The sequence below is a fragment of the Robinsoniella sp. RHS genome (assembly GCF_001029355.1).
Classification (GTDB): Bacteria; Bacillota; Clostridia; order Lachnospirales; family Lachnospiraceae; genus Robinsoniella; species Robinsoniella peoriensis.
The window spans coordinates 1-11,733 of the sequence record NZ_JNGB01000115.1 but is presented as its reverse complement, the minus strand read 5'-3'; the positions used below and the strand labels follow the sequence as shown (position 1 = coordinate 11,733).

The window sequence follows — 11,733 nt, the reverse complement described above, 5'->3', positions numbered from 1 at the left end:
TCTTGCCTCTGGACATTACGATGATACGGTTACTCATTCCAATCAGCTCCGGCATTTCAGATGAGATCATGATAATAGCCATGCCCCCTTTTGCAAGATCTACCATCATACGGTAGATAGCCGCTTTCGCTCCTACATCGATTCCTCTCGTGGGCTCATCCATAATTAATACTTTAGGTCCGGCCAGAAGGCATTTTGCTAAAACTACCTTCTGCTGGTTTCCTCCGGACAGGCTGCTCACCAGGTCATTAATGCCGTTCATTTTTGTAGTCATTTTCCGTGCCATTTCATCGCATATTTTTCTCTCTTTTGCCTTGTTGATAAAGCTTAACCGGCTGTATTTATCTGCATTTTGAAGGGTTATATTCTCCTTAATATCGCGGCATAATACCAAACCCAGATCCTTTCTGTCTTCAGATGCCATAATGATATGGTACCTGTTTGCATCCTTTGGGTGGTTGATGGTTATGGGCTTTCCCTCCATAATTATTTCGCCGCTGTCCAGCCTGTCGTATCCTACCAGGGCACGCATTACTTCGCTTCGTCCGGCGCCTACCAGACCTGCCAGCCCCAGGATCTCCCCCGCGCGGACCTCAATATTAATATCCTGAAATATTCCTTTCCGGGTAAACTTCTTCAATTCCAGGACAACTTCTCCTTTTGGCGAATCGTTAACCGGATAACCACCTTCCAGCTCCCGTCCTACCATCATGTTGATGAGTTCTTCCGGCGATGCCTCGGATATCCTCACACAGCCGATAAAGCTTCCGTCACGCAGAACCGACACCCGGTCTGCCAGCTGAAACACTTCATCCATTCTGTGTGATATATATACAATCCCTACATTTTTTGCTTTTAGATTATCAATTATCTTAAACAATATTTCCGTTTCTGTCTCAGATAATGATGATGTTGGCTCATCCATAATAATTACTTTTGAATCATAGGAAACCGCTTTTATGATTTCCATCATCTGAACCTGGGCAATGTTCAGATGTTTCATTTTCATATTTGGTTTTATCAGCTCCTGTAAACCATATTCCTCTAAGATTTTTTCCGTTTTTTTATTGAGCTCTTTAACATCAACAAAAGGAAGTCCTTTTATTTTTTTATTTTCTCTTCCTAAAAAGACGTTTTCGGCAACTGTCATTTCCTGTATCGGACTCAGTTCCTGATGAATCATGGAAATCCCCATATCCAGGGCATCACGCGCATCTTTAAAATCAACCCGCTGCCCCTGAAAGATGATCTCGCCGCTATCTCTGGTATATATTCCCATGATAATTTTCATAAGCGTTGACTTTCCCGCTCCGTTTTCACCCATTAATGCATGGAGTTCACCGGGTGCGATACATAGCTCTACGTTATTCAGTACATTTACGCCTGCAAATGATTTACTGATACCTTTTGCCTCCAGGATATATTTTTCACTTTGCAAAATACTTCCTCCTTCCTATATGTTTAACAGCGCGTGTCCGGAGTTTCAAACGGGCTCTGGTTTATATTCAATTCCGGATTATCCGAGAAGTGCTTCAGAATAACAATTGGGTCTGTGAAGGAAGGATTTGTGATTGTGACCCCTTCCTTTGCGGCTTTTTCTGTTACAAAATATTCATCGTGGGTTAATTCCCCATAATGGATTAAAGCCGGAGACTCTATTTCCCATACGCCAAACTTTCCATTTCCCTCCAGGCAGATGAGTCCATATGGTGCCAGATCCCTGATCGTAACGGTGTGCCCCGGTAATACAGTAAGCCTTTTTGCTGAAACTGTCTTGCATTTGTAGCAGATCCATTCTTCTATGTAACCTTTTTCCAGCATTTCTTCCAAAGGTCTCACCGGAACCGGCTTCATGTACCGTTTTTCATGGAAGTCGGGATCTATATTCGCTTCCCAGTCAATTACATCCAAAAGGTAATCATAGTTCCCCATTTCCTCCGGGGGTGTATTTTTCCACAGGAGATCTTCTCCCACGATCTGTCCATTTAATAGTACTGACTGGTACATTGCGTAAACATCAGATGCAAACTGAGGCTCGTAAGTGCAGAGGCTGCCGGGTGCATGCATTACTCCCGGCGGTACATCATACCCCGTATCCAGTTCCAGTTTATGAGCTCTGGATAAACCCAGGATGTTGTTATCCCCTTTTGTAAATTTCTTTAATGCTTCCAGCACTGCTTCCTTTGTAGTCTCAGGATTAAATCCAAAGAACGTAAATGGAAATTCACCGCCATGATTGTTCAGCTGGGAGGGAAAGAAATACATCTCCGGCTTGCCGGATGCCCCTACCCGTTTTGCATGTTCTTCTCGGTGATGGATATGATGGGGAAGCGGTCCTGCATTATCAAAGAATTTGGAAAACATTGCCCAGCCATGATACTTATTCCATAGCGTCTCACCGATAATTGCCGGACCTGCCAGTTCTATGGCATCTCTCAGAAGTACTTTTTCCTTTCCTTCATCATCCGCAACGATATAACTCAGTCCTTCATCCTCCGGTGTACCGGGACCATTTTCTGCCCAAGTCGTAGAAGCAAACCATCGTTCATCAATACCGCCCCTCTGACCCAGAATAAAATAATCGTCCGGATGTAGTTTTATTCGTTTACCCGGTCTGCAAAATGATCTCGGCACCCAGGTTGGCGCCAGCCGTAAAACTCCTTTTCCCTGCTCAAGTGCCCGGTCAACTACTTCCTTTTTATTCATTTGCATAAACCTCCTCCAGTATTTGTACATTTCTTATAATTTTTTATTTACTTTCTAAAATCATCTGTTTAACTTGACACAAGAATATCAGAAAAACGTTTTTCTGTCAATGGTGTTTTAAATAATATTATTTTTTTATACAATTTATTCAAAATATTATCTGTATTTTTAGCACTATATTACAACTTATACCCCTGTCCCTTTACTCTTTTGCAAGACAATTTTATTCATTTACGCTAATTCCATAAATATTACGTTTGTTTTGACTATGTCAGCAAAACGTTTTTCTGTCAATTGAATTTACTTTTACCACAAAAAAATAAGGGCTTCCTCCTGTTAAAAGGTACCCTTACTCTTTATTCTTACCAGTCCGACAATATCCAATCTTCCGGTGCATCTTTCACCGTAGATTTACGAACAACCAGACGCGATTCCATCTTCATCCTGATTACTTCTTTATTTTCTTCATTTTCAATTCTGTCAAATAAAATTTTTGCCGTTTCAATCCCTGCATGTTTTTTGCGTATATGAATGGTCGAAAGAGCCGGTTCCACTACGCTTGAAATAAATACATCATCATAGCCGATAATCTTAATCTCTTCCGGAACTTTTTTATGGTGCTCCCGCAGTGCTTTTAATGCGCCTACTGCCATCTGGTCATTGCCGCTGAATACACCGTCAATGCCAGGCATGGATTTAAGCAGTTCCTTCATCGCAGCATAGCCGCTCTGGTGAGAATAATCCCCTTCTGCAACCATAGAATCATCCACGCTTAGTCCTGCTTCTGCCATTGCCTTTCGGTATCCAAGGGCACGGTCTGTTGCGATGCTCATAAAAAAAGGTCCGGAAATATGCCCAATCCTTTTACATCCTTCATCTATCAAATGTTTCACTGCCATTTTTGCACCCGTTACACCATCGAAATACACAGAATCTATCCCATATTCTGAAAAATCACGCTCTATGCTGACCAGCGGAATTTTCTTATCATGCTCCGCCAGATTTTTTAACTTCTTCAGATAATTGTCCTGTCCGCTCTGGGGCACTACAGAAGCAAATATAATTCCATCTACCCGATTCGTAATCAAACTTTTAAACTTTTCCAGCTCCCGTTCGATAGCCGCCGCTTCCCCATAAACTCCCTGGGTATCACAGATCATAATCTGGTATCCTTTTTCATTTGCTACAGAATAGATTCCTTTCACAATATATGGATAAAAAAGCCCGCACATATCAGCTGTGATAACTCCTATGGTTCCTGACTTTTTCTTCTTCATGCTTCTCGCTACCGGATTCGGTTTGTAAGAAAGCTCTTTTGCAGCTATTTCTACTTTTCTCTGCAAATCAGGGCTGACAAATTTGGAATTATTTAATACATTTGAAACCGTGGATATGGAAACTCCGGCGCGCTTTGCCACGTCTTTTATGCCTGCCATGGCTCCTCCTTTCTCACCTTACATGGGTTTATGAATATCCTCGCTGCATTTATTCTATCATCTCATAAATGCAATATATAAAACCATACGATTATCACTATATGGGAGGTATTATTATTATAATAGCATAATATTCCGAAGATTCAAACAGCTTAAATTATTTTTTACTGACTGCTTTTTGAGGATAATCTTTTGGAAAAACAATAGGGGGATTGAGACGGCTGAGGGTATGGTGATAAATGATTTTTAACTCAGGAGTCAAGAGGGCAAAAACGGTTTGCCGCTTTTGCCCTCTTCTATATCCCCTATATTTTCTCAACTTGTTTTATTCCCAATTATTCCCTCAATCTTCCTCAGTGATGCCCTGTAAACCACATACATATACACACCCACACCCAGCACCAGCAGGAAATCCACTCCCAATGCCCAGATTTCCGTTGACGATACCACACCATCATTGCCTTTATAAGTCATCAGGGTGAAGATATAGATCAAAATACTTCCGATAATTACGGGCAGTGCATAAATCTTCATAAGCTGGCTTGTAATGCATTTTTTCAGATATTTATGATTGCCGCCCAGTTTTTTCAGGTCATCAAAGAGCTGTTTGTTATTCATTCCTATGGTAACGCTTCTGGTATATGCAATGATTCCCACCGCTGCCAGGCAGATAATTGCTACATAGATGAACAGCATGAAAAATACTGCATTAGTCTGGAAAAATGTCTTCTCCTTCATGACCTTCATATTGGGGTAGAACTTCCAGTATCCCATAAGATCGGAATTGTCCGGCGACATCTCCATTTGTTGGTCCGCGCCGTATTCTTCTCCTGCCTCTATGGCCAGCTGTTCCTGATATTCATCGTATCCGGATTGTACCTGCATCTCTCTTGGCGCACGTTTCAGGATTTCACCATACAGTGCTTTGGAAAAATCAAAAGCTGCTTCTGAATCTTGAATGTTGAACAAGATCTGATGATACAGTCTGTTATCCGGCAGCTCTTTTGTGATTTCCCGGTAATCCTCATCATTCAGAATGTAGCTGTTTACCCCGTTTATCATTAACGCTTCATATGCAATAGTTCCTGCTAACCTGACTTTCATCTGCTCTTCTGTTACAGGATTCGTGATTAAATCCATATCCTCAAACTTATCCCAGAATCCGTTCTGCTCCTGGGGAAATGTGATCCGGTAGAAAGTTCCCCTGTCCACCTGAATATTATCCCCGGTCATTTTCCGGTAGTCTCCGGCGCTCATATATTTACTGTACTCATACTTTTCCATGTAATTTTCTATCAGTTTATTATTGTCATCCCAGTCTCTTAATACACCGCTTCCAAGCAGTTCCGCAAAGTTCCCTTCCCGGTAACCGGTAATTTCGATCTGGTAATCTCCCGCCAGCTTCTCAATATCTTCTTTCTGTACCTCTCCAAAAGATACTTTCGACGGGATGGAAAAATCCACCGGATTATTGTCAATCTCACTGATACCGGATAACATACCCGGAGCATAAAAGCAGGCATAAAGGCTGGCTGCTACCAACAGGGAAATAATGCACATATTTCGAACGGTTTGTTTTCCCTGAAATTTCATCATGTTATAGGAAATGATATTCCGGTAGTATTTCTGGGGTCTTTTTCCCCGTTCGTGATGAACAATGGCATAGGTAATTACCATATAAATTCCTGCAAATGAAAGCAGATAGGTTGCGTTCCATACAGAAGGCATAAGTACTCCCATTTCTCCAGCGATTCCAGGAACCAGATATCCCAGCACAAACCCCATAATGCTAAAGACAATTCCTAGTATTCCATATAATTTACTTACATCTCTTAACGGCTCACTTTTCCTATGGTCGTTCAGAACATCCATGAGATTTGTTCTTTTAATAAATCCCACTGCCATTCCCATAATACAGACAGACATTACTGCTGCAAATACAAACCCGATGATAAATCCTGTGACATCAGCCTGGTACTTCATCTGCGCATTATCTACAACAAGAATGCAAAACAGCTGCCATATAAAGTAGGAAACAACAGCCCCTAATGCTAAACCCACCGCCGTACAACCAGAAAGGATAATGCTGATCTCCGCAAACAGTGCATTCCGAAGCTGACTCTTTTGAGTTCCCAATGCCAGGAATACGCCCGCTTCCCTGCTCTTGTATTTAAAAAATAAACCGGCAGCATAAATTGTAAATATAAAGCATCCAATCAAAGCGATAGCAAAAATCATATAAGCCTGTTTCCTGGAGTCTCCGCCCTCCGGAAGTACCTGCATAACTGTGGGACTGAACATCATGATCCCATAGGAGGTAATCAGCATTACAGACAGTGTCACACAGAATACCATCTGTACATAATTCTTTTTATTATAATCTCTGAGTTTACTGAAGATCTTATTCATTGTCATCATCGTCACCGCCCATTTCTTTTAGTACCACTAACAGTTCATCCAGGAATTCTCTTCTGCCTTTGCTTTTTCTTAATTCGGTAAATACGCCGCCATCCTTCATAACTACCACGCGGTCACAAAAACTTGCTGCAAAGCTGTCGTGGGTTACCATAAAAATTGTTGCTCCCAGGGATTTCTGCGCCTGTTTAAACGCATGGATTACAGCTTCACTGGACCGGCTGTCCAGGTTGCCGGTAGGCTCATCCGCCAGGATCATAAGCGGGTCATTCATCAAAGCCCTTGCCACTGCCGTTCTCTGCTTCTGACCTCCGGATATCTCAACCGGATACTTATGTCCGATATCATCAATCCCAAAGAGGTTTAAAAGAGTCTTGGCTTTCTTTTCCATGCTGCGGTAAGGTTCATCTTTAATGACTTTTGGAATACATACATTTTCAAATACGGTCAGACCGTCCAGCAGCATGAAATCCTGAAATACAAATCCCAGCTTTTCATTTCGGATCTTTGCCATCTTTTCTTCTTTTAGAGCAGCTAACTTTTCCCCATCCAATAAAATTTCTCCGCTGTCATAGGGAATAAAACAGGAAATACAGTTGAGCAATGTTGTTTTACCGCTTCCCGACGGCCCCATAACTGCAACAAATTCACCTTCATTTACTTTCAGGTCAACCCCCTTTAACACCTGATATTTTGTTTTTCCGGTTACGTATGATTTGTGTAATTCTTTAATCTCTAACATGGTAATTCTCCTTCTCTTCTATCCTTATTTTTTTTAAATATTTTTGTTGGTTTTCCTCATGGACACACAATATCACGGAACCGGACGGGGTTCAATCCGAAGATTTTTTCAATGTAATCTTTGGTTGCTGATTTGTAACTTTTGGTTTTTATTGTGCATTTTGTACAATGAATTTCTGTAAAATAGGGTTAGCAAAACCCGGATTCCACCCTATTCCCAAAATCAGAATCTTATGATAAAATCAATGTAGTTATTTTATTTCCATAAACTTACAATATTTGGCAGGACTATAGATTGGATTTGCAATAAAATATTGGCATTTACGAGGGAGAAGTATTACAATGATACATATTGCAATCTGTGACGATGAGATTAAACAGAGATATCTGCTTCAATTAGCAGTGGAGAAAATACTGAAATCAAAAAACATTGCTTACCACATCTACGAATATGGCAGCGGAGAATCCCTTTTGAAAAGTGATATCTGCAGTTATGACCTTATTTTTCTGGATGTAGAAATGAAAGAAATAAATGGTGTGGAAACCGCAAGGGCAATCAGAAAAGAAAATAAACTGGTTAACCTGGTATTTGTTACCGGTTTTACGGATTATGTATTTGACGGATACGAAGTTCAGGCTTTGAATTACATTATGAAACCATTTAAAGAAGAAAAAATCAAGGCTGTTTTGGATACTGCCCTGAAAAGCATGAATTTAACAGAAGATTCCTTCTTTCTCCTGGAATGTGAGCAGGGAACCTTTAAAATTCCCTGGGACAGTCTTCTGTATTTTGCCAGCGACAAACGGAAAGTCACGGCATTTACCAGAACGGAAAACTATGAGTTCTATGGTAAATTAAACGATCTGGAGGCACAGGTACCCGATACCTTTATGCGTATCCATCAACGCTATCTGGCGAATCTGACTCATGCGTCGGGTATTGAGGGACAGGAGCTGCTCCTGAAAAATATAAGGCTTCCCATCAGCCGGCAGAGAACGAAAGAAGTCATGATTACATTTGCAAAGTCAATGCTATAACCTGTTTGAAAAACCGGATTAGGAGGTCCTTATGCTGCCGGCACTTATTGCTTTCACCATGTCACTGCTTGTGGGATATTTTGTATTCCATTTGATTAGTTTATTTATTCAGCCAAGAACCCGGTTAATTATTCAGATTCCTGCCATGCTGATCCTGGGGTATATTTGTTATAATGTCATTTTTCTTTCCGATTTAGTAAATATCTCTTATGGGCTGGCGGCTTTTCTTCTGTTAACCATGGTCTGCTTTAAAGGTTCAGCCATAAGCCGGATATCTATTGTCGTTTTGTTTTATCCTATTATGACTGCGGTTTCCATTATCTGTACGGAAGGCATGAAAACCCGCTTCACCATCCCGGTAACCTTTTTATTCTGGCTCACCGTATATCTTTTGTTTAAAAACAGGCTGTCAAACTGCATCAACCAGCTTACCGACCGAATGTGGCTGTTGATGGATATCATTTGTACCGCTGCATTTTTTATGACCTTTCTGGTTGTACTGAAGATGGAGACAGGTGAAGTGGCTGTAATTATACTTGGTTCCTGTACCACCATAATTACTAATACCGGTGTTCTTGTTCTGATTATTGCCGTTATCAAATCCTTAAAGGCACAATCCGACTTGAAGCAGCTCCAAATGCAGGCAACATATTATGATATTTTAGATCAGGAACATCAAAATACCAGAAAAATACGCCACGATATGAACAACCATATGCAGGTTGTAGATGGATTACTGAATGAAACCCAATACGAAAAAGCCCACGCTTACATTGAGTCTGTCTTTTCATCCCTTAATCATTCCGTACTGAAAAACTATGCCGGGGATCCGGTGATTAATCTGGTTTTAAACCAAAAAATAAAGGCAATGGAAGATCATCATATTTCAGTGGACGCTAAAATCAGCCTGGAAAAGCTGGAGAGTTTTCGCGATATGGATCTATGCTGCATCTTATCCAATACCCTGGATAATGCACTGGAAGCATGCAAAAAAATCCCGGATAAGTCCAACCGCCGGATTGAAATCAAAGCCAGAATTAAAAATGGATATTTCAGTTACGCTCTGATCAACAGCAAGACAAATGCCACCACAACCAAAAACGGCAAATTTATAACAGATAAAGCAGATAAGAAACAACATGGATTTGGAATCTCTAATGTAAAAGAAATTGTGGCAAAATATAAAGGTGAAATAGATTTTAAGGACCTGGGGAAAACATTTGAAGTAGTTATGATTATACCCCTTTCCAGCGTGTCATGAATTGCTGCGTGCAGTTTATCCAAAGAAAGGCTTTTCTATAAGAAACAAAAAAATGCCATTACTTATCCATTTACAGCGGGCTGCCCTGACTATTTTCGGAGCAAATTCCACACGAATTAGAGCGTGCAGATAAATGGAATGAATTTTCAAATACGCTCTAGGATCTTATTTGCACATATGATATAATAAGATCAAGGTGTGTTTTACCAGATTTTAAAAACAGGCATTTTTTTAACAGATATTGAATCGATACTCACAAGAAAAATAAAAAATCAGACACAGAGAAAGGGTTCAAAGTGAAGACGATTTTTTTTAAACTACGTAGTGGTGCAATGCCGCTCATATTATGTATTGCTTTGGTAGTGACCGGATTTCAGTCGGCACAGTCTATTACGAATCTTGAGGGAGATGCACGCGTTATTAACTATGCCGGAATTGTCCGCGGTGCTACACAAAGACTGATCAAAAAAGAACTAAATCATGTACCCGACGACAAATTAATCTCGCATTTAGACGATGTACTTGCAGGATTGTGCGGTGGAAGCGATGAATATAATATAATCCGGCTGGATGATAGTAAATATCAGGCTCTATTGGAAGAAATGAAGGACGATTGGGATGATATAAAGTCTGAAATTTATCTTTACCGGAGTGGCGATTCCTCCGGGGATCATTTATTTGAAATGAGTGAAAACTATTTTGACTTAGCAGATCAAACGGTGCTTGCTGCCGAAGTTTATACAGAGAAAATTGTTCAGCACTCCCGTAACGCATTATTTTTTATGAATCTCTTATTCATCGTACTAACCGCTTTATGTGCCATATTCACCTATTATCAGAGTAAACGCCGCGATAAACTATTAGAAGCAGAAAATGAAAATCGTTTAAAAAGTGAACAGCTTTCAAAACGTTTTGAAAATTTGCTTATTCCCATGAACGAAATCTCCGAGCTAATGTATGTATCAGATATCAACACCTATGAATTGCTCTTTGTAAATGAAGCCGGAAAGAAAACGTTCCAAATCAGTGCCGAGGAACAGCAGAAGTGTTATAAAGTGTTGCAGGGATTTGATTCCCCCTGTCCATTTTGTACGAACTCCCGCCTGAAAAAGGATGAGAATTATACCTGGGAGCATACAAACCCGATTACCAAACGGCACTATTTACTAAAAGACCGTTTATTGGAGTGGGAAGGTCACGCAGCCCGGATGGAGATCGCCTTTGATATTACAGACGCAGCCAATGAAAAAAGAGAACTGAAAAACCGACTGGAGCGGGATAATATTCTAGTTGAGTGCATAAGGGAGCTTTACCGAAATCATGATGCATTAGAAGCTACTTCCTATGTCTTAGAACAAGTAGGAAAGTTATTTTTAGCAGAACGCAGTTATGTCTTTTTATTTCATGGGGACAACTTGTCAAATGTGGCAGAATGGTGCAGAGAAGACGTCATACCGCAGATAGATTATCTTCAGAATCTTCCGCAGTCAGACTTTGCTATCTGGTTTAATATGTTTAGAAATCAGGAAAATATTGTGATCGATGACCTGGAAAATATTAAATCAACCATGAAACTTGAATACGAGTTTATGACCCAACAGGGTATTAAGAGTGTAATTATGGTGCCTTTAGAACGTGAAGGAAGATTAGATGGCTGCATTGGTCTGGATAATCCGTCATGCAGTATCAAGGAAAATGCCGTGACTTTCCTTGAAACACTTCGCTATTTTATTATGCTTGCTATTCGCAGGAATGAAGATGAAGAGACCCTGTATCGCTTAAGCTACCTGGATACATTGACTAATTTTTATAATAGAAACCGTTATATACAGGATATCAACAGTCTGGAAGACAAAAGTATTCCGATCGGCATTGTTTATCTGGACGTAAATGGACTGAAAGAGGTCAATGACCATTATGGACATGATAGTGGTGACAATCTCTTAAAGAAATGTGCTGAATTAATGCAAAACAGCTTTAATCAAGGTTCCTACTATCGAATCGGAGGCGATGAATTTATCATTATCTGTACGGATATCAGCCAGGAGATTTTCAGCGAAAACATTCATAAGCTGAAATATAATTTTGCCCATAATGATTGTAAGGCCGCCATTGGTTATGAATGGGCGGAGGACT

At 40.4% G+C, this 11,733-nt stretch carries 8 protein-coding genes; 3 read left to right on the top strand and 5 right to left on the bottom strand.

What is annotated here, in order from left to right:
* The 5 genes from RHS_RS24420 to RHS_RS24400 all read right to left on the bottom strand — a co-directional run.
* The coding region (locus RHS_RS24420) for a sugar ABC transporter ATP-binding protein (protein ID WP_395023510.1) at positions 1-1,438 on the bottom strand (1,438 nt) is incomplete at its 3' end.
* A gap of 23 nt (positions 1,439-1,461) precedes the next feature.
* Positions 1,462-2,706 (bottom strand): hypothetical protein, encoded by a 1,245-nt coding sequence (locus RHS_RS24415; RefSeq protein ID WP_047834635.1) that lies wholly within the window; start codon positions 2,704-2,706, stop codon positions 1,462-1,464.
* A 362-nt stretch (positions 2,707-3,068) separates the two neighbouring features.
* A complete protein-coding gene (locus RHS_RS24410; RefSeq protein ID WP_047834634.1) occupies positions 3,069-4,142 on the bottom strand; it encodes a LacI family DNA-binding transcriptional regulator in 1,074 nt (357 codons plus the stop codon).
* 315 nt (positions 4,143-4,457) lie between these two features.
* Positions 4,458-6,560 (bottom strand): FtsX-like permease family protein, encoded by a 2,103-nt coding sequence (locus RHS_RS24405; protein WP_083267619.1) that lies wholly within the window; start codon positions 6,558-6,560, stop codon positions 4,458-4,460.
* Entirely contained in the window at positions 6,544-7,299 is a 756-nt protein-coding gene (locus RHS_RS24400) for an ABC transporter ATP-binding protein (protein WP_027295578.1), read from the bottom strand. Before RHS_RS24400 ends, RHS_RS24405 begins: the two co-directional genes overlap by 17 nt.
* 341 nt (positions 7,300-7,640) lie before the next feature.
* Here RHS_RS24400 and RHS_RS24395 point away from each other — a divergent pair, with 341 nt between their 5' ends.
* From RHS_RS24395 to RHS_RS24385, 3 genes are all read left to right on the top strand, one after another.
* The gene (locus RHS_RS24395) at positions 7,641-8,336 is read left to right on the top strand and encodes a LytTR family DNA-binding domain-containing protein (protein WP_047834632.1); all 696 of its coding nucleotides are present in this window, start codon (positions 7,641-7,643) and stop codon (positions 8,334-8,336) included.
* 31 nt (positions 8,337-8,367) lie between these two features.
* Positions 8,368-9,597: a sensor histidine kinase gene (locus RHS_RS24390; protein WP_047834631.1), complete on the top strand. Its 1,230-nt coding sequence runs from the start codon at positions 8,368-8,370 to the stop codon at positions 9,595-9,597.
* A 296-nt stretch (positions 9,598-9,893) separates the two neighbouring features.
* A partial coding sequence (locus RHS_RS24385) for a diguanylate cyclase domain-containing protein (protein WP_395023508.1) occupies positions 9,894-11,733 on the top strand: 1,840 nt, incomplete at its 3' end.

Bases quoted from the DNA above. Each gene is read 5' to 3' on its own strand.
- RHS_RS24415 (WP_047834635.1), bottom strand. From the start codon at position 2,706: ATGAATAAAAAGGAAGTAGTTGACCGGGCACTTGAGCAGGGAAAAGGA.
- RHS_RS24410 (WP_047834634.1), bottom strand. From the start codon at position 4,142: ATGGCAGGCATAAAAGACGTGGCAAAGCGCGCCGGAGTTTCCATATCC.
- RHS_RS24405 (WP_083267619.1), bottom strand. From the start codon at position 6,560: ATGATGACAATGAATAAGATCTTCAGTAAACTCAGAGATTATAATAAA.
- RHS_RS24400 (WP_027295578.1), bottom strand. From the start codon at position 7,299: ATGTTAGAGATTAAAGAATTACACAAATCATACGTAACCGGAAAAACA.
- RHS_RS24395 (WP_047834632.1), top strand. From the start codon at position 7,641: ATGATACATATTGCAATCTGTGACGATGAGATTAAACAGAGATATCTG.
- RHS_RS24390 (WP_047834631.1), top strand. From the start codon at position 8,368: ATGCTGCCGGCACTTATTGCTTTCACCATGTCACTGCTTGTGGGATAT.